22 protein-coding genes are annotated in these 22,913 nt (G+C 69.3%); 13 read left to right on the top strand and 9 right to left on the bottom strand.

The genetic code is table 11. The features are described 5' to 3' along the window. The first annotated feature begins 102 nt into the window (after window positions 1–102). The 3 genes from QE416_RS12035 (at window position 103) to QE416_RS12025 (ending at window position 1,658) form a co-directional block, all read left to right on the top strand. Window positions 103–474 carry a DUF3099 domain-containing protein gene (locus QE416_RS12035; RefSeq protein ID WP_307316498.1) on the top strand — a complete coding sequence of 124 codons (372 nt, stop codon included), beginning with the start codon at window positions 103–105 and terminating at the stop codon, window positions 472–474. Beyond that, window positions 471–677 carry a hypothetical protein gene (locus QE416_RS12030; RefSeq protein ID WP_210076610.1) on the top strand — a complete coding sequence of 69 codons (207 nt, stop codon included), beginning with the start codon at window positions 471–473 and terminating at the stop codon, window positions 675–677. The genes QE416_RS12035 and QE416_RS12030 overlap by 4 nt, the downstream gene beginning before the upstream one ends. 78 nt (window positions 678–755) lie before the next feature. Continuing rightward, the gene (locus QE416_RS12025; protein ID WP_307316497.1) at window positions 756–1,658 is read left to right on the top strand and encodes an SURF1 family protein; all 903 of its coding nucleotides are present in this window, start codon (window positions 756–758) and stop codon (window positions 1,656–1,658) included. 151 nt (window positions 1,659–1,809) lie between these two features. Here the strand turns inward: QE416_RS12025 and QE416_RS12020 are convergent, their stop codons facing one another. Next, window positions 1,810–3,408 carry an ABC-F family ATP-binding cassette domain-containing protein gene (locus QE416_RS12020; RefSeq protein ID WP_210076612.1) on the bottom strand — a complete coding sequence of 533 codons (1,599 nt, stop codon included), beginning with the start codon at window positions 3,406–3,408 and terminating at the stop codon, window positions 1,810–1,812. A 264-nt stretch (window positions 3,409–3,672) separates the two neighbouring features. On the opposite strand from QE416_RS12020, the gene QE416_RS12015 reads away from it, so the two are divergent. The 4 genes from QE416_RS12015 to QE416_RS12000 are packed head-to-tail and all read left to right on the top strand — an operon-like array spanning window position 3,673 to window position 7,679. Continuing rightward, a complete protein-coding gene (locus tag QE416_RS12015; RefSeq protein WP_210076614.1) occupies window positions 3,673–4,710 on the top strand; it encodes an iron-siderophore ABC transporter substrate-binding protein in 1,038 nt (345 codons plus the stop codon). Between the two features lie 25 nt (window positions 4,711–4,735). Then, a complete protein-coding gene (locus tag QE416_RS12010) occupies window positions 4,736–5,782 on the top strand; it encodes an iron ABC transporter permease (protein ID WP_267787450.1) in 1,047 nt (348 codons plus the stop codon). Beyond that, window positions 5,779–6,855: a FecCD family ABC transporter permease gene (locus QE416_RS12005; protein WP_373458854.1), complete on the top strand. Its 1,077-nt coding sequence runs from the start codon at window positions 5,779–5,781 to the stop codon at window positions 6,853–6,855. The genes QE416_RS12010 and QE416_RS12005 overlap by 4 nt, the downstream gene beginning before the upstream one ends. Next, on the top strand, window positions 6,852–7,679 hold the full coding sequence (locus QE416_RS12000) for an ABC transporter ATP-binding protein (RefSeq protein ID WP_267787451.1): 828 nt from the start codon (window positions 6,852–6,854) through the stop codon (window positions 7,677–7,679). Before QE416_RS12005 ends, QE416_RS12000 begins: the two co-directional genes overlap by 4 nt. 67 nt (window positions 7,680–7,746) lie before the next feature. Here the strand turns inward: QE416_RS12000 and QE416_RS11995 are convergent, their stop codons facing one another. The 7 genes from QE416_RS11995 to sufB form a co-directional block, all read right to left on the bottom strand. After that, entirely contained in the window at window positions 7,747–8,676 is a 930-nt protein-coding gene (locus tag QE416_RS11995) for a siderophore-interacting protein (RefSeq protein ID WP_307316489.1), read from the bottom strand. 69 nt (window positions 8,677–8,745) lie between these two features. Continuing rightward, a complete protein-coding gene (locus QE416_RS11990) occupies window positions 8,746–9,909 on the bottom strand; it encodes a MalY/PatB family protein (RefSeq protein ID WP_267787453.1) in 1,164 nt (387 codons plus the stop codon). Between the two features lie 118 nt (window positions 9,910–10,027). After that, the gene (locus QE416_RS11985) at window positions 10,028–10,357 is read right to left on the bottom strand and encodes a metal-sulfur cluster assembly factor (RefSeq protein WP_056232125.1); all 330 of its coding nucleotides are present in this window, start codon (window positions 10,355–10,357) and stop codon (window positions 10,028–10,030) included. Between the two features lie 9 nt (window positions 10,358–10,366). Beyond that, window positions 10,367–11,137 carry a Fe-S cluster assembly ATPase SufC gene (gene sufC / locus QE416_RS11980; RefSeq protein ID WP_056232130.1) on the bottom strand — a complete coding sequence of 257 codons (771 nt, stop codon included), beginning with the start codon at window positions 11,135–11,137 and terminating at the stop codon, window positions 10,367–10,369. Window positions 11,138–11,178: 41 nt separating this feature from the next. Beyond that, window positions 11,179–11,508 (bottom strand): non-heme iron oxygenase ferredoxin subunit, encoded by a 330-nt coding sequence (locus QE416_RS11975; protein WP_115918788.1) that lies wholly within the window; start codon window positions 11,506–11,508, stop codon window positions 11,179–11,181. Beyond that, window positions 11,505–12,698, bottom strand: coding sequence for a Fe-S cluster assembly protein SufD (gene sufD, locus QE416_RS11970; protein ID WP_210076624.1), 1,194 nt, complete (start codon window positions 12,696–12,698; stop codon window positions 11,505–11,507). Before sufD ends, QE416_RS11975 begins: the two co-directional genes overlap by 4 nt. Next, a complete protein-coding gene (sufB, locus tag QE416_RS11965) occupies window positions 12,699–14,117 on the bottom strand; it encodes a Fe-S cluster assembly protein SufB (RefSeq protein WP_094734162.1) in 1,419 nt (472 codons plus the stop codon). A gap of 249 nt (window positions 14,118–14,366) precedes the next feature. Here sufB and QE416_RS11960 point away from each other — a divergent pair, with 249 nt between their 5' ends. From QE416_RS11960 to QE416_RS11950, 3 genes are all read left to right on the top strand, one after another. Further along, a complete protein-coding gene (locus QE416_RS11960) occupies window positions 14,367–15,353 on the top strand; it encodes a heme A synthase (protein ID WP_307316482.1) in 987 nt (328 codons plus the stop codon). 280 nt (window positions 15,354–15,633) lie between these two features. Next, a complete protein-coding gene (locus tag QE416_RS11955) occupies window positions 15,634–16,125 on the top strand; it encodes a dinucleotide-utilizing enzyme (protein ID WP_267787455.1) in 492 nt (163 codons plus the stop codon). Window positions 16,126–16,210: 85 nt separating this feature from the next. After that, window positions 16,211–16,765, top strand: a complete 555-nt coding sequence (locus tag QE416_RS11950) for a GNAT family N-acetyltransferase (RefSeq protein WP_307316481.1) — start codon at window positions 16,211–16,213, stop codon at window positions 16,763–16,765. Between the two features lie 97 nt (window positions 16,766–16,862). Here QE416_RS11950 and QE416_RS11945 read toward each other — a convergent pair whose 3' ends face one another. Then, window positions 16,863–17,789: a heme o synthase gene (locus tag QE416_RS11945; protein WP_267787457.1), complete on the bottom strand. Its 927-nt coding sequence runs from the start codon at window positions 17,787–17,789 to the stop codon at window positions 16,863–16,865. A gap of 229 nt (window positions 17,790–18,018) precedes the next feature. Between QE416_RS11945 and tkt the strand changes: the two genes are divergently transcribed. The 3 genes from tkt to QE416_RS11930 are packed head-to-tail and all read left to right on the top strand — an operon-like array spanning window position 18,019 to window position 22,911. Beyond that, window positions 18,019–20,148 carry a transketolase gene (gene tkt / locus QE416_RS11940; protein ID WP_307316478.1) on the top strand — a complete coding sequence of 710 codons (2,130 nt, stop codon included), beginning with the start codon at window positions 18,019–18,021 and terminating at the stop codon, window positions 20,146–20,148. Window positions 20,149–20,167: 19 nt separating this feature from the next. Further along, window positions 20,168–21,289 (top strand): transaldolase, encoded by a 1,122-nt coding sequence (tal, locus tag QE416_RS11935; RefSeq protein ID WP_307316477.1) that lies wholly within the window; start codon window positions 20,168–20,170, stop codon window positions 21,287–21,289. After that, entirely contained in the window at window positions 21,286–22,911 is a 1,626-nt protein-coding gene (locus tag QE416_RS11930; RefSeq protein ID WP_307316475.1) for a glucose-6-phosphate isomerase, read from the top strand. The genes tal and QE416_RS11930 overlap by 4 nt, the downstream gene beginning before the upstream one ends. Window positions 22,912–22,913: the final 2 nt, after the last annotated feature.

The raw sequence follows: 22,913 nt of genomic DNA, 5'->3' as shown, positions 1-22,913 counted from the left end.
AAGCCGCCGGGCGCTCAGGCGCCCGGCGGCTTGTCACGATGTCGAAGAGTCGGCCCGAGAGCGCACCCCGTGTCATCCCCACGGGCGTACCCTGATACCACTGTGAAGACATCGCACACCGCTCAGTCCGCGACGTCGCTCCCCAAGGCACCGAGGGAGGACGCCGATTCCCGTTTCACCAAGTACATGGTGATGATGGGGATCCGCATCGCGTGCTTCATCGCGATGGCCGTCATCACTCCCTACGGCTGGTACACCTTCGTGTTCGCGGCCGGAGCGATCTTCCTGCCCTATCTCGCCGTCATCGTCGCCAACGTCGGCGCCGACCAAGGCTCCACCGAGGCGATCAACCCGGAGCGCGCCATCGAAGCTCCCTCGGCCGTCCCCGCTCCCGCAGCCGCTGCCGAGGGCCCGCTGGTCATCCGTATCGCCGAGACCCCGCGCCTCGACCCTCCGCGCGACGACCGCTCGTGAGCGACGAGCCCGCCGAATGCTCGCGGGCCGGATGCCGAGAAGCCGCCGTCTGGGCGATCCACTGGCGCAACCCGCGCATCCACGCGGCCGACCGCCGCAAGACCTGGGTCGCCTGCGACGAGCACGTCGCCTATCTGCGCGAGTTCCTCAGCGCCCGCGACTTCCCCGTCGAGGTCGCCGCCCTCTCGAGCGATCGCGCGTGAACGCCCTGCCGTCGGACGTACCCTGGAAGGCGTGGTCTGTTCGGTCGAGATGAACGTGCGCATCGAGAGGTGCCCGCGATGAGCGCGCGTGAGATGCCCGCGGCCGGGCGCTGGGCGATCTACGTCGGTATCGCGATCCTCTTCGCGATCGCCTGCGGGTTCCTCTCGAACTGGCAGTTCTCGCGCAACGCCGAGCGCAGCGAGCAACTGCAGCTCGTCGCCGACAACTACGACGCGACCCCGGTCCCCCTCGCGGAGTTGCTCGCCCCCGGCGCCGAGATGAAACCGGGAGACGAGTGGCGTCCCGTGCGCATGCAGGGGCAGTACGTCGCCGACGAGCAGCTGCTGGTCCGCAACCGCGCGCACGGGGGCTCGGCGGCCTTCGAACAGCTCGTGCCGTTCCGACTCGACGACGGCCGCACGTTCCTCGTGGACCGCGGTTGGCTCCCCCCGGGCAACCAGCAGTCGGAACCCGACGACATCCCCGCGCCGCCCTCCGGCGACGTGACCGTCGAGGTCCGTCTGCGCCCCGAAGAGGCCGCCCCGACCTCGGGTCGCACCGCCGAGGCGGGTCAGGTACCCACCATTAATCTCGGACTCGTGGAGGAGCAGGCCGGCCCCATCGAGCAGGGCGCGTACGGCCTGCTCATGTCGGAATCCCCCGCTCCCGCGACCGCCCCCGCCCCGGTCGATCCACCGAGCAACGACCCCGGACCGTACCTCTCGTACGCGGTGCAGTGGATCCTCTTCGCCGTGATGGGCTTCGGTTTCATCACCTACGTGATCATCAACGAGCGCAAGCTCCGCCGCGAAGAGGACGAAGACGAGGACGACGAGGACGCGCTGATCGAACCCCTCCCCTCGCCCGAGAAGCCCTCCGGTGAGCGCCGTCGCGTCGACCCGGTCGCCCTGCACCGCTCGCGCAAACGTCCGAAGGACCGCGACGCCGACGATGAGGACGCCCTGCTCGACGCCCGCTGAGCGCGGGACGGACGGATTTCCAGGCACCCCACAGACGCGTTTCGTCCACCAGCGTCTCGCCGACATCGAAGACGATCGCCCTGACATCTTCAGGAATCTCTTGACGGGTCACTCGGCGATGGTGCCACGCACCACGGCCCTTCGCGACCCGCTACGCCAGTGTGATCAGATCCGCGTAGTCGCGACCCCAGATGTCCTCGACACCGTCGGGCAGGATCAGCACGCGCTCGGGGTTCAGCGCCTCGACGGCGCCCTCGTCGTGCGAGACGAGCACGACGGCGCCCTCGTAGTGCGACAGCGCGCCGAGGATCTCCTCGCGCGAGGCGGGGTCGAGGTTGTTCGTGGGCTCGTCGAGCAACAGCATGTTGGCCGACGAGACGACGAGCGTGGCGAGCGACAGGCGCGTCTTCTCGCCACCCGAGAGGACCCCGGCGGGCTTCAACACGTCGTCGCCGACGAAAAGGAACGATCCCAGCACCTTGCGGGCCTCGGTCGCGGTGATGTGCGGGGCCGACGACATCATGTTTTCGAGCACCGAGCGGTTCACGTCGAGATTCTCGTGCTCCTGGGCGTAGTAGCCGATCTTCAGGCCGTGCCCGGGCTCGAGCTGACCGGTGTCGGGCTGGTCGACTCCGGCGAGAATACGCAGCAGCGTGGTCTTTCCCGCACCGTTCAACCCGAGGATGACCACGCGCGAACCGCGGTCGATGGCGAGGTCGACATCGGTGAAGATCTCGAGCGACCCGTATGACTTCGACAGACCGGAAGCCATGAGCGGCGTCTTGCCGCAGGGCGCGGGCTTGGGGAACCGCAGCTTCGCGACACGCTCTTCGGCACGCACCTCGTCGAGGCCCGAGAGCATCTTCTCGGCGCGCGCGACCATCTGGTGCGCGGCTGCGGCCTTCGAGGCCTTGGCGCCGAAGCGTGCGGCCTGCAGCTGCAGCGCCGTGGCCTTCTTCTCGACGTTGACGCGCTCCTTCTTGCGACGCTCCTCGTCGGCCACCCGCTGGCGCAGGTAGTTCTTCCAGTTCATGTTGTAGACGTCGATGACCTGGCGATTGGCATCCAGGTAGAAGACGCGGTTGACGGTCTCGCCGACGAGCTCGACGTCGTGCGAGATCACGATGAGCCCGCCCTTGTAGCCCTTGAGGAATTCGCGCAGCCACACGACGCTGTCGGCGTCGAGGTGGTTGGTCGGCTCGTCGAGGATCATCGTCTGCGCGTCGGAGAAGAGGATGCGCGCGAGCTCGATACGGCGACGCTGACCACCCGAGAGGGTCTTCAGCGGTTGATCGAGGATGCGGTCGGGAAGCGAGAGGTTGTGGGCGATGGATGCCGCCTCGGCCTCGGCCGCGTATCCGCCGGCCGCCTCGAAGCGCTCGGTGAAGTTCGCGTACTTCTTCATGGCCTTCGCGGCGACGGCGGGGTCGTCGTCACCCATGGCCATCGACGCCTCGTGCATGCCGAGGGCGAGCGAGCCCAGGCCGCGGGCGTCGAGGATGCGGGTGCGCGCCAGCATCTCGGGGTCGCCCGAGCGCGGGTCCTGCGGCAGGTAACCGAGTTCACCCGAGCGGTCCACGCCGCCGTTGGCGGGCAGCAGGTCTCCGGCGAGCACCTTGGTCAGCGTCGTCTTGCCGGCGCCATTACGCCCGACGAGGCCGATCTTGTCGCCGTCGGAGACGCGGAACGCCACGTCGGACATGAGCACGCGGGCACCCACGCGGATCTCGAGGTCGTGCACGGCGAGCACAGCGAACGTCCGTTCTTCGGGGATGGGGAGTGGCCGACATGGCCAGCCACCCAGTATAAGACGCACCCCTGCATGCCCGCCGACAGCCCGCTATCTCGTCGTGGACGGGTTACCGACGTGGCGCAGCGGACACGTCGGAACGGCGGTCGAGGTTACCTCGATACCGAGACGAATCCCCCGGTCCATCACCCTCTGAGTTTGCGTTCTCACCCGATCCCTGAACTAACCTAAGCCTATCCTTACTTAATACGCAGGAGGCTCTTCGTGTCCCGATTCCGCGCTCTGGCGGCCCTCGCCGTCGGTACCGCCCTCGTCCTCACCGGCTGCGCCGGTACCTCAGCCGCGCCGGGTGGCCAGGAAGGTTCGTCGACGTCGGCATCGGGTTCCTTCCCCGTCACAATCGACCACGCCTTCGGCGAGACCACGATCGAGGCGGAGCCGCAGCGCGTCGTCACCGTCAGCTGGGGCAACCAGGAGGCGGCGCTCGCCCTCGGCGTCGTCCCGGTCGCCATGCCCAAGGTCACCTGGGGCGACGAAGACGGCGACGGCCTGCTGCCTTGGGTCAAGGACAAGCTCGACGAGCTCGGCGCGCAGACACCCACGCTCATGGATGAGACCGACGGTTTCGACTACGAGGCGATCGCCGACGCCAAGCCCGACGTGATCCTCGGCGCCTACTCCGGCATGACGCAGGAGCAGTACGACACGCTGAGCAAGATCGCCCCCGTCGTGGCGTTCCCCGAGATCGCGTGGGGCACCTCCTGGCAGCAGATGACGCTGGCGGATGCCAAAGCCCTCGGCCGCGAAGAGCAGGCGGAGCAGCTGATCGGCGACCTCGAGAAGCACGTGACCGACGAGTCGGCGAAGTACCCCGCCCTCGCCGGCAAGAAGACGCTGTTCACCTCGCTCGACCCGACCGACCTGAGCACCGTCGGCTTCTACTCGCTCAAGGACCCCCGCGCGCTGTACCTCTCCGAGCTCGGTATGACCCCCTCGTCGGCCGTCGAGACCGCGAGCAAGGACAGCGAGACGTTCTGGTTCACGCAGAGCACCGAGAACATCGAGTCCTTCGCCGACGTCGACGTCATCGTCGGTTACGGAACCCCGGCGCTCCTGACCCAGTTGCAGGCCGACCCGCTGTGGTCGCGCATCCCCGCCATCAAGAGCGGTGCCGTCGCGCTGCTCACCGACAACACCTCGATCGCCGCGGCGGGCAACCCCAGCCCGCTGTCGATCGGCACCTCGTACGGCGACGACTTCATCGGCCTCGTGGGCGCGGCGGCCGACAAGGCCGGCAAGTGATCGCGTTCTCCCCCGCACCGGCGCGATGACTCGTCTCGCCCCGGCATCGACCGCCCCCGTCGACGCAGATCCGCGTCGACGGGGGCGGCGACGCGTGCTCTGGGTCGTCCTGTTCGCCGCGGCCCTGGCCGTCGTCGCCGTGCTCTCCGTGACGTTCGGAGCCCGTGACGTCGCACCCGCCGACATCTGGGCCGGCCTCACCGGCTCGACCGACACCGCGTCGGCCGCCGCGGTCGGCAAGCGCGTCCCGCGCACCATCCTCGCCATGCTCGTCGGTGCCGCCCTCGCCGTGGCCGGGGCCGTACTCCAGGGCGCCACGCGCAACCCTCTCGCCGACCCGCAGATCCTCGGGATCAACGGCGGTGCGTCGCTCGCGATCGTCTCGGGCATCGCGTTCTTCGGCCTCAGCTCGGCATCCGGCTACATCTGGACCGGCATGATCGGCGCGGCCGCGGCCGCCGTCTTCGTCTACGCGATCGGGTCGCTCGGTCGAGGCGGACCCACGCCCCTGCGCCTGGCTCTCGCCGGAGCCGTCACCGCCGTCGCGTTCAGCTCGCTGATCAGCGCTATTCTGCTCCCCCGCATCAACGTCATGAACGTCTTCCGCTTCTGGCAGATCGGCGGCGTGGGAGGCGCCACCCCCGACACGATCCTGCAGGTACTGCCCTTCCTTCTGGTGGGCCTCCTCGTCTGCCTCGCGAGCGCGTCGGCCCTGAACACCCTCGCTCTCGGCGACGAGCTCGCCGCGGGTCTCGGCGCTCGCGTCCGTACGGCGCGCCTCGTCGCCTCGGCAGGGGCGGTCATCCTGTGCGGCGCCGCGACGGCCGTGGCCGGTCCGATCGGCTTCGTCGGTCTCGTCGTCCCGCACATCTGCCGCCTGCTCGTGGGGGTCGACCACCGCTGGCTTCTCCCCGTCTCGGCCGCAGGCGGGGGCATCCTGCTCACCGTGTCCGACATCGTGGGTCGCGTCATCGCCCGCCCCGAAGAGATCGAGGTCGGCATCGTGACCGCGCTGATCGGCGCCCCCTTCTTCATCGCCCTCGTTCGTCGCCAGAAGATGAGGGCCCTGTGAGCACGCACACCTCCCCACGGGTGGCCACCGCGAGCGTCGTGCCCGATGCCCTGGCATCCGTCGTCGCCGGCCGCCGCCGTCGCCGTCACCGCTGGACGCTCGTCACGGTCGTCCTCGCGATCGCGGTCGTCGTCGCCTTCGCCCTGTCGCTCATGATCGGCCAGACCTTCTACACCCCCGCCGAGGTATGGGGCGTGCTGAGCGGACAACGGGTGGCCGGCGCCTCGTTCACGGTCGGCGAACTGCGCCTTCCCCGCGCGCTGACCGGCCTTCTCACGGGACTCTGCTTCGGCATGGGCGGTGTCGTCTTCCAGTCGATGCTGCGTAACGCCCTCGCCAGCCCCGACGTGATCGGCATCAACACCGGTGCGAGCGCCGCGGCTGTCTTCGGAATCGTCGTGCTGGGGTGGGGCGAGACCGCCGTCTCGGTCGTCGCGATGGCCGCGGCCCTCGCCGTCGCCCTGTCGATCTACCTCCTCGCCTACCGCAAGGGCGGGTCCGGTGCGCGGCTGATCCTCATCGGCATCGGCGTCGCCGCGATGTGCCAGGCGGTCGTGTCCTACGTGATCTCTCGCGCCGCCGAGTGGGACCTTCCCGCCGCGATGCGCTGGATCACCGGAAACCTCAACGACGCCACGTGGGACCGCGCCCTCCCGGTCGCCGGAGCCGTCGTCATCCTCGGACCGATCCTGCTCGCCCTGTCCGGCCGCCTCGAGATCCTGCGGATGGGCGACGACACCGCCGCCGCCGTCGGGCTCCCCGTCGAGCGCACGCGCCTGCTGCTCATCGTGGCGGCCGTGGGCCTGCTGGCCTTCGGCACCGCCGCGGCCGGTCCCATCGCCTTCGTGTCCTTCTTGGCGGGCCCCATCGCCGTACGCCTGCTCGGCCCCGTCGGCTCTCCCGTGCTCCCCGCCGGTCTCCTCGGCGCCCTGCTGGTGCTCGTGGCCGATTTCTGCGCCCAGTACGCGTTCGGAACGCGTCTGCCCGTGGGCGTCATCACCGGCGTGCTGGGCGCGCCGTATCTCATCTACCTGCTCGTTCGCAGCAGCCGAACCGGAGGAACCACGCTATGACCGTCGAGCGCTCCCTGGTAGCCGAGGGCGTCACCCTCGGCTACGGAGACCGGACCATCGTCCACTCTCTCGACCTGGAGATCCCGCCGGGCAAGGTCACGACCATCGTCGGCGCGAACGCGTGCGGCAAGTCGACGCTGCTCAAGGCCATGGCGCGCCTGCTCGCGCCCTCCGCGGGGCAGGTGCTGCTCGACGGCAAGTCCATCCACCGCCAGCCCACCAAGCAGGTCGCGCGAGTGCTGGGGCTCCTCCCCCAGTCGCCGATCGCCCCCGACGGCATCGCCGTGTCCGACCTCGTCAGCCGCGGCCGCCACCCCCACCAGGGCGCGCTGTCGCGCTGGACGAGCGCCGACGACGCCGCGGTGGCACGCGCCCTCGACGCCACCGACGTCGCGCACCTCGCCGACCGCCCCGTCGACGAACTCAGCGGCGGCCAGCGCCAGCGCGTGTGGATCGCGATGGCCCTCGCTCAGGAGACCGACGTCCTGCTCCTCGACGAGCCGACGACGTTCCTCGACATCAGCCACCAGATCGACGTCCTCGACCTGCTCGCCGACCTCAATCGCGACCGCGGAACCACGGTGGCCATGGTGCTCCACGACCTCAACCTCGCCGCCCGTTACGCCGACCACCTCGTGGCCATGGCGCAGGGCGAGGTCATCGCCGCCGGAGACCCCGCCGAGGTCCTCACCGAAGAGACCGTGCGCCGCGTCTTCGGCCTCGACAGCCGCGTCGTACCCGACCCGCTGACCGGGCGGCCCATGGTCATCCCGATCGGTCGGCACCACACGGTGGCCGAGCCGGAGCAGGCGCAGACGGCCTGACGCTCCGAGAGCGAGACAAGCCCCGGCCTCGGCCGGGGCTTGTCTCGTGGGGCGTGGAACCTGCCGCTTACGCCGTGCGCTCGACCTGACCCGCGCGCCAGTACCCCATGAACGCCACACGCCCGCGGTCGACGCCGCAGCCGGAGACGAGCATGCGGCGCAGCAGCTTGACCGTCGACGATTCGCCCGCGATCCAGGCGTAGAACTCCCCCTCGGCGTCGGCCGGACTGTCCCACAGCAGCTCGACGTCGAGGTCGATGTCTTCGAGCACCTGCGGGCGGGGCGCGGCCGCCCGCGCCAGAACGTCACCGGATGCCGCGGTCCAGGCCTCCACGGCCTCGATCAACGCCTCGCCGTGGGGCCGTTCGCCACGCGGAAGCCAGGTGACGCGCGCATCGCCGCTTCGCACCGGAAGGGCGTCGTCGACATCGGGCACCTCGATGAACGCGTCGACCTCGAGACCCGGCTCGAGACCCTCGAGCACAGCGCAGATCGCCGGAGCGGCGGTCTCGTCGCCGGCCAGCACGATGCGACGAGCCGTACCGGGATGGAAGTCGATCCCCTGCGCCGACTCGGGGCTGCGCGCGTCGGGCCCGACGACCACGAGCTGGTCGCCGACGGTCGCGGCCTCGGCCCACGAACCCGCGGGGCCGGCGTCGTGGTGCACGACGAAGTCGATGTCGAGCTCGCGCGCCTCGGGGTCGATCCGGCGCACGGTGTAGGTACGGAACGGCATCCGCTGCTCGTCGGGAAGGTCGCGCCAGCGGATGTACCACTCGCCGTTGGCGATGGCGTCCGGGTCCTCCTGTCCGATGTCGCAGACGGTGCCGTCCCGACCGGGCAGGACCAGCTTGACGCGCTGGTCGCGACGGTCGGTGCCGAAGACGTCGAAGTCGGGCGATGTGAACGTCACGCGCACGAAGTGCGGCGAGAGTCGCCGCGCTTCCTTCACCACGGCGACGTACGGGCGGTAGGCGGGACGCGTGGCAGTGATCACGAGATAAGGATACCCTTACCTTGTCTCGAATGCCACGCCGCTGCCTCGACGACGAGGTACCCCGCCGGGCTACCCGCGATCGACGAGTCCCCCGATGCGCTCTATCGCCTCGCGCAGCACCTCGGGCGCGCAGCCGACGTTGATGCGCACGTGCCCCACGCCCTCGACACCGAAGAGCGGCCCGTGATGCAGGGCCACCTGGGCCTCGCGACGGATGAACGGAGCGGGGTTGTCGCCCCAGCCGTACGCCGAGACGTCGACCCACGCGAGGAACCCCGCCTCGGGAACGCGATAGCGCGCGAGCGGCAGATGCTCGGCGAGCAGGTCGGCGAGCAGCCGGCGATTGGAATCCAGGGCCACGAGCAGCGACGCGAGCCACTCGTCGCTGTCGACGGAGAACGCCGCACGATTCGCGATGACGCCGAACAGCCCCGCTCGCCACTCCACCTCCCACGGGAGCCCGCGGACGACGGCGGCGGTGTCCTCCGCCCCCGTCACGATGACCGCGCACTTGAGGCCGGCGAGGTTGTACGTCTTGCTCGCGCTCGTCACGGTGTAGCCGACCGCGGCGGCATCGTCGCCGGCATCCAGGAAGGGGGTGAACACCGCCGGGGCGTGAGTGAGCGGCGCGTGGATCTCGTCGCTGACCACGCTGGCGCCGTAACGCCGGGCCAGACGCGCGAGGGCCGCGAGCGACTCACGTGAGTGCACGGTTCCGGTCGGGTTGTGCGGGTTGCACAGCAGCACGGCACGCGCGCCCCCGGCCAGCGCCCGCTCGATGCCATCGAGATCCAGACTCCACCGTTCGCCGTCGTCCACCAGCGGGACGCGCTCGACCACGGCCCCCGCCTCCTCGACGGTGTCGTAGAACGGCGGATACACCGGCGGCGTCACGACCACCCGGTCGCCGGGCGAGGTCACCGCGCGCAGCACCTCGACGACGCCCATCATCACGTCGCCCGTCCAGCGGATGCGCGCCGCATCCGGCCGCCACCCCCACTGCCGCTCGGCGAAGTCGGCGAAGTCGAGATCGATGCCCGGTCGCGGCGGGGTGTACCCCGTGTCACCGATCTCGACGGCCCGGTGCAGAGCGTTCGTGATGGCCGGCGCGAGCGGAAAATCGGTCTCGGCCACGAACATCGGGATCACGTCATCGTCGTAGGAACGCCATTTCGTGCTGCTGCGCTGGCGCAGAAGTTCGAGCGGCAGGGCCTGCAACGGGAGAACGCTCATGCGAAAAGCCTAACGAGAGCCCCGGATGCCGAGCATCCGGCGCGTCAGAGGAGGACACACGGCGCGCAAGGAACCACGAACGCCCACCCCCGGAGGGATGGGCGTCCATGAGAGGGTCTCAGATCGCGAAACCGAGGGCGCGCATCATGTCGCGGCCGTCGTCGGTGATCCGTTCGGGGCCCCACGGCGGCATCCACACCCAGTTGATGCGGAAGCGTTCCACGACGTTGTCGAGGGCCTGGGCCGTCTGCTCTTCGAGCACGTCGGTCAGCGGGCAGCCGGCCGAGGTGAGGGTCATGTGGATGACGAGCGCGTCGTTCTCGTCATCCCACGCGAGATCGTAGATGAGGCCGAGGTCGACGACGTTGATCCCCAGTTCGGGGTCCATGACGTCTTTGAGAGCCTCGGTGACCTCGTCGTACTTCTCGGGAGCGAGGGTTGCGGTCATGCAACGATCCTACGCGTCGATCGGCGTACCGGCCTCGAGGAAGCGGTCGTAACCCTCTTCTTCGAGTCGGTCGGCGAGCTCGGGCCCGCCCTCTTCGACGATGCGGCCCTTGACGACCACGTGCACGAAGTCGGGGCGGATGTAGCGCAGGATTCGCGTGTAGTGGGTGATGAGCAGCACACCGAGATCGGTCTGCTCCTTCGCGCGGTTCACACCCTCGGACACGATCTTCAGCGCGTCGACGTCGAGACCCGAGTCGGTCTCGTCGAGCACGGCGATCTTCGGCTTGAGAAGCTCGAGCTGGAGGATCTCGTGGCGCTTCTTCTCGCCGCCCGAGAAGCCCTCGTTCACATTGCGGGAGGCAAACTTCGGGTCCATGCGGAGGTTCTCCATGGCGCCCTTGACGTCCTTGGTCCACGAGCGGATCGCCGGGGCCTCGCCGTCGATGGCCGTCTTGGCGGTGCGCAGGAAGTTCGTGACGGTGACGCCGGGGATCTCGACCGGGTACTGCATCGCCAGGAAGAGACCCGCGCGAGCGCGCTCGTCGACGCTCATCTCGAGGACGTCCTCGCCGTCGAGCGTGATGGAGCCGCTCGTGACGGTGTACTTGGGGTGACCGGCGATCGTGTACGCCAGGGTCGACTTGCCCGAGCCGTTGGGGCCCATGATCGCGTGGGTCTCACCGGTGCGCATGGTCAGCGTCACGCCGTTGAGGATCGGGGTCGTACCGTTCTCCGTCTCGACCGTCACGTGGAGGTCGCGGATCTCGAGGACAGACATGGTGTTCCTTACTCGTAAATTCTGGGGGTCGTGGGCGCGGCTCAGGCCGTCGCCTTGGTGACGGACGGATCGATGAGCACGTCGTCTCCGTCGATCACGACCTCGTACACGGGAACCGGCTCGTAGGCCGGGAGGTTCAGCGGGCGACCGGTCTTCAGCGAGAACGCCGAGCCGTGGGCCCAGCACTCCAGGGTCTCTCCCTCGACGAAGCCGTCGGAGAGCGAGATGTCGCCGTGCGTGCACACGTCGCCGATCGCGTGGACATCGCCGTTGCCGTCGAGGACGACGGCGATCGCGACACCGTCGATCTCGACGCGGTGCGCCTCGTCTTGCGTGAGGTCGCTGAGGGCGCACGCGCGGGAGGCGCTCACGCCGGGGCTCCCGCGGCCAGCTCGTGCTCGATGGCCTCGATGAGCTCGATCTCGAGCTCGGGGATGCCGATGCGCTGCACGATCTCGCTGAGGAAGCCGAGCACGACGAGGCGGCGAGCCTCGTCTTCTGCGATGCCGCGCGCCTGCAGGTAGAACAGCTGCTCGTCGTCGAAACGCCCCGTGGCGCTGGCGTGGCCGGCACCCTGGATGTCGCCCGTCTCGATCTCAAGGTTCGGGATCGAGTCGGCGCGAGCACCGTCGGTGAGAACGAGGTTGCGGTTGGCCTCGTAGGAGTCGGTGCCCGTGGCATCCGGTCCGATGAGGACATCGCCGATCCACACGCTGCGCGCGCTCTCGCCCTGCAGGGCGCCCTTGTACAGCACGTCGCCGACCGTGTGCGGTCCCTTGTGATGCAGGTAGACCTGCGACTCGAGGTGCTGACCGGCGTCGGCGAACGACAGGCCGTACAGGCGTCCCTCGGCGCCGGGTCCCGACAGCTCCACCGAGGGGTTCACGCGCACGACGCCGCCGCCGAAGCTCACCACGACGTGCGTGAGCTTGGCGTCGCGGTCGACACGAGCCTGGTGGGATGCCGCGTGCACGGCGTCGTCGTTCCAGCGCTGTACCGAGACGACGGTGAGATCGGCGCCGTCGCGCACGATGATCTCGACGTTCTGCGCGTGGTTCGCGGTGCCCTCGTGACGCAGCACCACGGTGCCGCGCGAGTTCGGCTGCGCCTCGATCACGACGTGGGCGTGCGCGAGGCCGCCCGTGCCGGTCAGGCGGACGACGACGGGCTCGTCGAGCTCGACGTTCGCGGGGATACGCAGCAGCGGCGCCTCGGCCTCGTGCTGCCAGGCGAGGGCGGCGGTGAGGTCTTCCGGACGGAAGTGCTCGCCGCGCGGAGCCTCACCGGCGGCCAGCCGCAGCTGCTCGACGGCGGCGGGGGCGCTCACCTCGACCGAGACGACGCCCGAGGGGCCCGCCTCGTCGACGAAGAGCGGCGCGAGCCGGGCGATGGGCGTCAGCTTCCAGTTGACCTCGCGGCCTGTGGGCACGCCGAAGTCAGCCGGATCGAACGAGGTCGGTCGCTCGGAGCGCGTCTGCACCGGAACGACGGATGCCACGAGTGCGGCGGGGTCGATATGCCCCTCCGCGGCGGCTGCGGGGGTCTGAGTCGCAGTCGTCATTTAGCCTACGGATCCTTCCATGCCCATCTCGATGAGCTTGTTGAGCTCGAGCGCGTATTCCATCGGCAGCTCGCGAGCGATCGGCTCGATGAAGCCGCGCACGATCATGGCCATAGCCTCGTCTTCGGGCATACCGCGCGACTGCAGGTAGAACAGCTGCTCTTCGCTGACCTTGGAGACCGTGGCCTCGTGGCCGAGCTGCACGTCGTCGACGCGGATGTCGATCGCGGGGTAGGTGTCGCTGCGCGAGATCGTGTCGACCAGCAGGGCGTCGCAACGCACCGTGTTCGCGGAGTGGTGCGCATTGGCATCCACTCGGACCTCACCGCGGTAGCCCGCCCGACCGCCACCGCGGGCGATCGACTTCGAGACGATCGACGACTGCGTGTAGGGCGCCATGTGGATCATCTTCGCGCCGGCGTCCTGGTGCTGACCGGGACCGGCGAAGGCGACCGAGAGGGTCTCGCCCTTGGCGTGCTCACCCATGAGGTAGATGGAGGGGTACTTCATCGTGACCTTGGAGCCGATGTTGCCGTCGACCCACTCCATGGTCGCGCCCTCGTGCGCGATGGCGCGCTTGGTGACGAGGTTGTAGACGTTGTTCGACCAGTTCTGGATCGTCGTGTAGCGAACGCGGGCGTTCTTCTTCACGATGATCTCGACCACGGCGGAGTGCAGCGAGTCGCTCTTGTAGATGGGAGCGGTGCAGCCCTCGATGTAGTGGACGTAGCTGTCCTCGTCGGCGATGATCAGCGTCCGCTCGAACTGACCCATGTTCTCGGTGTTGATGCGGAAGTACGCCTGAAGGGGGATCTCGACGTGCACGCCCTTGGGGACGTAGACGAAGGAGCCGCCCGACCAGACCGCCGTGTTCAGAGCGGCGAACTTGTTGTCTCCGGCCGGGATGACGGTGCCGAAATACTCCTCGAAGAATTCGGGGTGCTCGCGCAGAGCGGTGTCGGTGTCCATGAAGATGACACCCTGCTGCTCGAGGTCCTCGCGGATCTGGTGGTAGACCACCTCGGACTCGTACTGCGCGGCGACGCCGGCGACGAGGCGCTGACGCTCGGCCTCGGGGATACCGAGCTTCTCGTAGGTGTTGCGGATCTCTTCCGGAAGGTCTTCCCAGGTCTGCGCCTGCTTCTCGGTCGAGCGCACGAAGTACTTGATGTTGTCGAAGTCGATCTCCGACAGGTCTGCACCCCAGGTGGGCATGGGCTTGCGGCCGAAGAGCTGGTAGCCCTTCAGGCGCGTCTTCAGCATCCACTCGGGCTCGGACTTGAGGGCGGAGATCCCGCGCACCACGTCCTCGTTGATCCCGCGCTGCGCGATCGCGCCGGCGGCATCGGTGTCGTGCCAGCCGAACTCGTATTGCCCCAGGCTTTCGAGCTCGGGTCGGTCGATGAGTACATCGGACATGGTGATCACTCTCCTTCTCGGGCCACAACGGTGTCATCCGCCCCGGCATTCCGGACTCCGGTCGAAGTCTCAGGAAGGTCGCTGGTGGGCCCGCTCGAAGGCGCTGGCTGCGCGCCTAGACTGTCGTGGGTGCGGAACGCGTGAGCGCTGCACCCGGACCCTTTGATTCTACAGGCAACACCCGCTCTCGGCATGGCAGGCCCACTCTCCCGACGGCCAGGAGCACTTCGACGCCAGGAAGCCGTACGCATGCCCTCCGCCTCGTCCCCCACCGCCTCCACCCGCGACTCCGGCGCTCTGCGCCGCCTGATCGGATGGCTCCCCACCGACGTCGACCGTCGCGTGCGCGTTTTCGCCTGGTTGTCGTTCGTCGCCGAGGTGCTCATCATCGGCACCGGGGGCGCCGTGCGCCTCACCGGCTCGGGCCTCGGCTGCCCGACCTGGCCCAAGTGCACGCCCGACTCGCTCGTGAACACGCAGGAGATGGGCATCCACGGTGTCATCGAGTTCGGCAACCGGACGCTGACCGGGCTGGTCGGAATCCTCGCCATCGCCGTGGTGGTGCTCGTCTGGCGCATGCGGCACGAGCGCCGCGTGCTGTTCGTGCTCGCGCTCGTCGTGCTCGTGGGGATCGTTGCCCAGGCCGTCGTCGGCGGCATCACGGTGCTCACCGGCCTCAACCCCTTCATCGTCGGCTTCCACTACGTCGCCTCGGTGTCCCTGGTGGCGGTGTGCGCCGCCTTCCTCGTGCGGATGAACCAGCCCGCCGGCCCTCGCCTGCTCGCGGCCCCCCGCTGGTTCGCCGGCCTGGTCCACGCGACGACGGGCGTCCTCGCGCTCACGATCGTCTTCGGCGTGCTCACCACCGGCGCGGGCCCCCACTCGGGTGACGCCTCCGCCGGGCGCAACGGATTCGACGCCGAGGTGCTCGAGCACGTGCACTCGTGGCCCGGGTACGCGCTGTTCGCGCTGACGCTCGTCGTGGTCGTCGCGGCGTGGCGTCTGCGCCTGCCGGTGCGCCGCTGGGCGATCGCCCTGCTCGCCGTCGAACTCGTTCAGATCGCCGTCGGTCTCTACCAGGCACGCAACGGTCTGCCCGAGTTCGCGGTCGGTACCCATATGGTGCTCGCGGCCCTGACCGCCGCCACCATGACCGTCGTAGTGCTGCGCCTGAAGCAGCCCGCGACCGCGGGCCGCCAGGATGCCGTACGCGAGACGGCAGCCGCCCGCGGCTGACGCGGGGCCGGGGTCCGCGCCGAGACGCGCTCCCGCCGACGGTCCGCTTCGCCGCCGGCCGGCATCCGCTCGGCGCCGCGATGTCCACCTCCGCATGACCTCAGGGCGCGGGTCGGACCCCCTTATACGCTCATAGGCGTTTCATCGGCGACCCCTACACAGCACACCGGCGCATGGGTCATGGTCGAACATGGCACTTTCGTGTCCACCGTCCCGTCGTCCCCCGCTTCGGGACCCGCCGCCCGACACCCCCCTGTCGGAACGACAAGGAGTACTCCCCATGAAGACCCGTCCCCGCCTGGTGACCAGCATCCCGTTCTGGGTGCTCGTCGTCGCATCCCTGGCCGCCATCGCCGGCGGACTCGCGATCGTCCTGAACGGGATCGACGCGATGGAGCAGGTGCTCAACGATCCGAACGCCACCGTCGTGCAGGTCTACGTCGGCCAGTCGTGGGTCGTCGTCGGCGCCGCCGTCCTCGGCGCGGGTGCGATCGGCATCGTCGCGGTCCTCGCCCTCGCCGCCGCCACCGCGCTCACCCACCGTCCCGACGTCGCTATCGAGACCATCGACTGGAGCAGCGACGACGAGACCGTCGCCGAGGACTCCGCTCCCGTCTCCCCGTTCGCGCCCGCCACGACCGCCACGCCCCTCGCGGTGGAGGATGCCGACGTCGAGACGCCGTCGACCGCGACCGCTCCCCCGCAGGCCGCAGCTGCTGCTCGCCACGACGAGCCCCGGCTCGACGCCGGAGACGACGCCACGCGTCGCTGATCCCGCGCCTCGAAGCGCCCGCTCCCGATGGGGGCGGGCGCTTTTCGCGTCTCCGGAGGACGGGTCGAATGCGTACCGTGGAGGGATGTTCACACTGCGCACGACCCGGGAGGTCGACTGGCCAGAGGTGCGGTCGTTCCGCATCGAGAACGCCACGGACAACCCCGTGTCGTGGACCGCGACCGTCGAAGAGACGCTGCTCATCCCCGACGACGGTTGGAAGATGCGCGCACGCCGAGGCGAACAACCAAACACGACGAGCCTGGCCGCCATAGCCGACGAGACGGGTCGGTGGCTCGGGATGATGTGCGCGCAGCTCGGCGATGCGCACGGTCCGGAACCCGTCCTCACGGGCGTGTATGTGACCCCGGACGCGCGCGGGCGTGAGAACGGCGTCACCGACGCCCTGCTCGCCGCGGTCCTGGGCTGGGCCGCCACACGCGGAACGACCCTCCGGCTCTGGGTGGCCGAGCGCGCCGCCCCGGCCCGGAAGTACTACACCCGAAACGGGTTCGTCACGACCGGGCGCACCCAGGAGCTCCGGGTCCTCGGCCGCCGTTCGCTCCCCGAGGACGGCGGCCTCGTGGAGATGAGCCGCTCCCTCATCGCCGACGCACCCCGCGCGGACGCCGACCGCTGATCGCCACCGCGCCGGCTCGCTCGGACACGCCGGGAACCGGCATCCGGAACGAGAAAGCGCCCGCCCCGAGAACGGGACGGGCGCTTTCTGGAATCGGTCAGAACGGAAGCAGCGGGTCGACCGCGATCGCGACGAACAACAGGGTGAGGTAGGTGATGGAGGCGTGGAACACGCGCATCGGCCGGGGCTCTCCGCCGCGCACGGCACGGGAGTACAGCCGGTGGGACTCGTAGATGAACCACCCGCCGAACACGAGCGCCGAGACCGTGTAGACCAGGCCCATCGGCGCGACGGGGATGAGCAGCAGCGAGCACGCGACGGTGGCCCACGCGTAGAGGATGACCTGCAGGCCGACCTGCGAACCACTGCGCGTCGCGCCGAGCATGGGTACGTCGACCTCGTCGTACTGGGCGGCGTACTTCATCGACAGCGGCCAGTAGTGCGGGGGCGTCCACAGGAACACCAGGGCGAAGAGGATGAAGGGCGTCCACGAGAGCGAGCCCGTCACCGCCGACCAGCCGATGAGCACCGGGAAGCACCCCGCAATGCCGCCCCACACGATGTTCTGCTCGGTGCGGCGCTTGAGGATCATCGTGTAGATCACGACGTAGAAGAAGATCGCTGCGGCCGACAGACCCGCCGCGAGGACGTTGGTGAAGGCCCACAGCCAGATCGTCGAGACCGCCGCGAGCGTCCACGCGAAGACCAGCGCACCGCGCGGCGAGACCTCTCCCGTCACGAGCGGGCGGTTGACCGTGCGCTGCATGTGGGCGTCGATGTCGCGATCGAGGTACATGTTGAACGCCGCCGCCGACCCCGCGCTGAGCGAACCGCCGATGACGGTGGCGAGGATCAGCCACAGGTTGGGAAGGCCACCCTGCGCCAGGATCATCACCGGCACGGTGGTCACCAACAGAAGCTCGAGGACGCGGGGCTTGGTCAGAGCGACGTAGGCCCGGAGGGTGCGTCCGACGGAGCGGCGATCGGTCGTCGCAATGACGTGCGACGTCGTCGAGATGTCCATCGTCCCCCGGGGTAGCGCGAATAGAACCCTCACGATTCTATGCCATCCCCACCACACGACCGGCCGCCTGTCGACCCCCGTCACGCACCGCGACCTGCACCGGCGTTCTCGCTATGCTGACGGAGAACGCGCGCCCCGCGCCGACACCCCACCCCTCTCCCACTCCTACGGTGGTGAGTGCGGCGTCGGAAGTGAACCCGGGCGCTCAGTATCGAGAAAGGCGACCCAGTTGTCGGACTTCGAATGGGATGACATCGATCGGCGCGCGGTGGACACCGCTCGCGTTCTCGCGGCGGATGCCGTGGAGAAGGTGGGCAACGGCCACCCCGGAACCGCGATGTCGCTCGCTCCCGCGGCCTACCTGCTCTACCAGCGCGTCATGCGCCACGATCCCGCCGACACCCACTGGCCGGGTCGCGATCGCTTCATCCTGTCGGTCGGACACTCCTCGCTGACGCAGTACGTGCAGCTGTACCTCGGCGGCTTCGGTCTCGAGAAGAAGGACCTCGAGGCGCTGCGCACCTGGGGCTCGCTGACCCCCGGCCACCCCGAGTACGGTCACACCGACGGCGTCGAGATCACCACGGGTCCCCTCGGCCAGGGACTCGCGTCCTCGGTCGGCTTCGCCTACGCGGCGCGCTACGAGCGCGGTCTGTTCGACCCCGAGTCCCCCGCCGGCGAGAGCCCCTTCGACCACTACGTCTACGTCATCGCCGGTGATGGCGACCTCCAGGAGGGCGTGACCAGCGAGGCCTCCTCGCTCGCCGGCCATCAGGAGCTCGGCAACCTCATCGCCATCTACGACTCGAACCAGATCTCGATCGAGGACGACACCAACGTCGCCTTCACCGAGGACGTCCAGAAGCGCTACGAGGCGTACGGCTGGCACGTGCAGACGGTCGACTGGAAGAAGACCGGCGAGTACGTCGAGGACGTCGCCGAACTCCACGCGGCGATCGAGCGCGCCCAGGGCGAGACGAGCAAGCCCTCGCTCATCATCCTCAAGACGATCATCGGTTGGCCCTCGCCCGGCAAGCAGAACTCCGGCAAGATCCACGGCTCCGCCCTCGGCGCCGATGAGCTCAAGGCGACGAAGGAGGTGCTCGGTTTCGATCCCGAGCAGCACTTCGCCGTCGACGACGACGTCATCGCCCACACGCGCAAGCTGGTCGAGCGGGGCGAGGCCGAGAAGGCCGCCTGGCAGCAGAAGTTCGACGCCTGGGCCGAGGCCCACCCCGAGCGCAAGCAGCTGTGGGACCGCCTGCAGGCGCGCGAGCTCCCCGAGGGCATCGCCGACGCGCTCCCCGCCTTCGAAGCGGGCAAGGACGTCTCGACCCGCGCCGCCAGCGGCACGGTCATCAACGCCCTGGCCGCCGAGCTCCCCGAGCTCTGGGGCGGTTCGGCCGATCTCGCCGAGTCCAACCTGACGACGATCAAGGATGCCAAGTCCTTCATCCCCTCGTCGTGGTCGACGCACGAGTGGTCGGGCGACCCCTACGGCCGCGTGCTGCACTTCGGCATCCGCGAGCACGCGATGGGCGCAATCCTCAACGGCATCGTGCTCCACGGCCCCACGCGTCCCTTCGGCGGCACGTTCCTCATCTTCAGCGACTACATGCGCCCGCCGGTGCGTCTGGCCGCCCTGATGAACATCCCGACGATCTTCGTCTGGACGCACGACTCCGTCGCCCTCGGCGAGGACGGCCCCACCCACCAGCCGATCGAGCAGATCGCCACGCTCCGTGCCATCCCGAACTTCGCCCTCGTGCGTCCGGCGGATGCCAACGAGACGAGCGTGGTCTGGCTCGAGATGCTGCGCCGCACCGCCGGCCCCGCCGGTATCGCCCTGACCCGCCAGAACATCCCCGTCTTCGCCCGCGGCGAGGGCGCGGCATCCGGTGACGAGTTCGCCTCCGCCGAAGGCGCGGTCAAGGGTGCGTACGTCCTGGCCGAGGCCAAGAACGGCGAGCCCGACGTGATCCTCATCGCGACCGGCTCCGAGGTGCAGCTGGCCGTCGAGGCGCGAGAGACGCTCGCGGCCGAGGGCGTGCACGCCCGCGTCGTGTCGGCCCCCTCGCTCGAGTGGTTCGCCGAGCAGGACGAGGCGTACCGCGAGTCGGTGCTGCCCTCGTCGGTCAAGGCACGCGTGTCGGTCGAGGCAGGCTCCGCCCTTAGCTGGGCGGGCATCGTCGGCGATGCCGGTCGCTCGGTCGCGATCGACCACTTCGGTGCGTCGGCCGACTACAAGACCCTTTTCCAGAAGTTCGGCATCACGACGGAGCACGTCGTCGAGGCCGCCCGCGAGTCGCTTGCTGCCGCGGGAGCGGCAGCCGGACAGACGTCCGCAACGCAGAAGTAATCAGAGGAGAACCAGAACAATGAGCACTCCCACCGCAGATCTCTCCGCCGCAGGCGTCAGCCTCTGGCTCGACGACCTGTCGCGTCAGCGCATCCAGTCCGGCAACCTCGCCGAGCTCATCGAGAAGCGCGACGTCTCGGGCGTCACCACCAACCCGACGATCTTCGCCGGCGCGCTGTCGAAGGGCGAGGCGTACGAGGGCCAGGTCAAAGAGCTCGCCGCCCAGGGCGCCAGCGTCGACGAGGCGATCTTCTCGATCACCACCGACGACGTGCGCGACGCGTGCGACATCTTCCTCCCGGTCTTCGAGGCCACCAACGGCGTCGACGGTCGCGTCTCGATCGAGGTCTCCCCCGACCTCGCGCACGACACCGAGGGCACCGTCGCTCAGGCGAAGGACCTCTCGGCCCGCGTCGACCGCAAGAACGTCCTCATCAAGATCCCCGCGACCAAGGCCGGCCTGCCCGCCATCACCGAGGTCATCGGCGCCGGCATCTCGGTCAACGTCACGCTCATCTTCAGCCTCGAGCGCTACGAAGAGGTCATCGACGCGTACCTCGCGGGCGTCGAGAAGGCGCGCGACGCCGGTCACGACATCGCGAACCTGCAGTCCGTCGCGTCGTTCTTCGTCTCGCGGGTCGACACCGAGATCGACAAGCGTCTCGCCGCGATCGGCACCGACGAGGCCGCCGACCTCAAGGGCAAGGCCGGCATCGCCAACGCGCGCCTGGCCTACGAGCTCTTCGAGAAGAAGTTCGCCGAGCCCCGCGCCAAGGAGCTCCTGGATGCCGGTGCCACGGTGCAGCGTCCGCTGTGGGCCTCGACCGGGGTCAAGGACCCGGCTCTGCCCGACACGCTCTACGTGACCGAGCTCGTCGCCCCCGGCACCGTGAACACGATGCCCGAGAAGACGCTCGAGGCCACGTTCGACCACGGCGTCATCACCGGCGACACCGTCACCGGCGCGTACTCCGACGCGCACGAGGTCTTCGACCGCCTCGCCGCGGCAGGCGTCGACGTCACCGACGCCACCCAGGTGCTCGAGGACGAGGGCGTCGAGAAGTTCATCGCCTCCTGGCACGAGCTGCAGGACACCGTGAAGACCGCACTGCAGGCCGGAAGCGCCCAGGCCGCGCAGTGACTCTCGCCGTCAAGGTCACCGGCCACGTCAAGTCGGTCGTCGACGCGGAGTTGCCGGGCCTGACGGGCTCGCTCATCGCGTCGGGCATCACCGCGGGCGACGCCTCCCTGTGGGGCGCCGCCGCGGAGGACGAGGCCTCGCGTCGGCTCGGGTGGGTGCGGGCGGTCTCCGTCTCGCGCCCGCTCGTGCCCGAGATCACGGCCCTGCGCGACGAGCTCGTCGCGCAGGGCGTGACCCGTGTCGTCCTGGCGGGGATGGGCGGATCCTCGCTCGCCCCCGAGGTCATCGCGCAGTCAGCGGGCGTACCTCTCGTCATCCTCGACTCGACCGCTCCGGGCCAGGTGCTGGCTGCGATCGACGGCGATGCCGAGTCCGGTGGCCTCGAGAAGACCGTGCTGGTGGTCTCGAGCAAGTCGGGCTCCACGATCGAGACCGATTCCGCCAAGCGCGCCTTCGAGGCCGCCTTCCGCGATCTCGGCATCGACCCCACCGGTCGCATCGTGGTGGTCACCGACCCCGGCTCCCCGCTCGAGCAGTCGGCTCGCGCCGACGGCTACCGCGTCTTCACCGCCGACCCCACCGTGGGTGGGCGCTACTCGGCACTGACGGCGTTTGGACTCGTCCCCACGGGCCTCGCGGGCGTCGACATCGAGGATCTCCTCGACGAGGCGGATGCCACGTTGCTCGAGGTCGCGATCGACTCGCCCGAGAACCCGGCACTCGTGCTGGCGGCAGCCATCGCCGGAGGCGGCGACCTGCGCCGCGACAAGCTCGGACTGGTCACCGACGGCAGCCACATCATCGGCCTCCCCGATTGGATCGAGCAGCTGGTGGCCGAGTCGACGGGTAAGAACGGCACCGGCATCCTGCCCGTCGTCCTGCTCCCCGTGTCGCCCGAGCTCGAGACGAAACCCGACGACCTCCAGGTCGTGCGATTCGTCGACGACGCCGAGGCGTTCCACCTGTTCGAGCGGCACACCGGCGAAGTGCTCATGAGCGGTTCGCTCGGCGCGCAGTTCGTCGTGTGGGAGTACGCCACCGCGATCGCCGGTCGGCTGCTCGGGATCGACCCCTTCGATCAGCCCGACGTCGAGTCGGCCAAGACCGCGACGCGCGGTCTGCTCGACGCGCAACCCGCCCCCACCGCCCCGGCCTTCGTCGATGGCGGAGTAGAGGTGCGCGTCTCCGACCCGGCCCTGGCGGCCAGCGGAACGGTCGCCGGTGTGCTCGCGGCGCTGTGGCAGACGGTACCCGCGGACGGCTACGTGAGCGTTCAGGCGTACGTGAACCGACTCGACCTCGCCCAGCTTGCGGGACTGCGCGAACTCGTGGCCGCCGATTCCGGTCGCCCCACGACGTTCGGGTGGGGACCGCGGTTCCTGCACTCCACCGGGCAGTACCACAAGGGAGGACCCGCGACCGGCGTCTTCCTGCAGATCCTCGAACGCACCGATGTCGACCTCGAAATCCCCGGTCGACCGTTCACGTTCGGACAACTCATCCAGGCACAGGCCGCGGGAGACGCGAGTGTGTTGGCGGAGGGCCACGGCCGTCCCGTCGTCACGCTGACGCTGACCGACCCGCAGGTCGAGGTCCTCTCACTCTTCGAGGCGGCACAGTAAGC

This window comes from Microbacterium sp. SORGH_AS_0421, from assembly GCF_030818635.1.
GTDB lineage: Bacteria > Actinomycetota > Actinomycetes > Actinomycetales > Microbacteriaceae > Microbacterium.
This window is presented reverse-complemented; position numbering and strand designations above follow the sequence as displayed.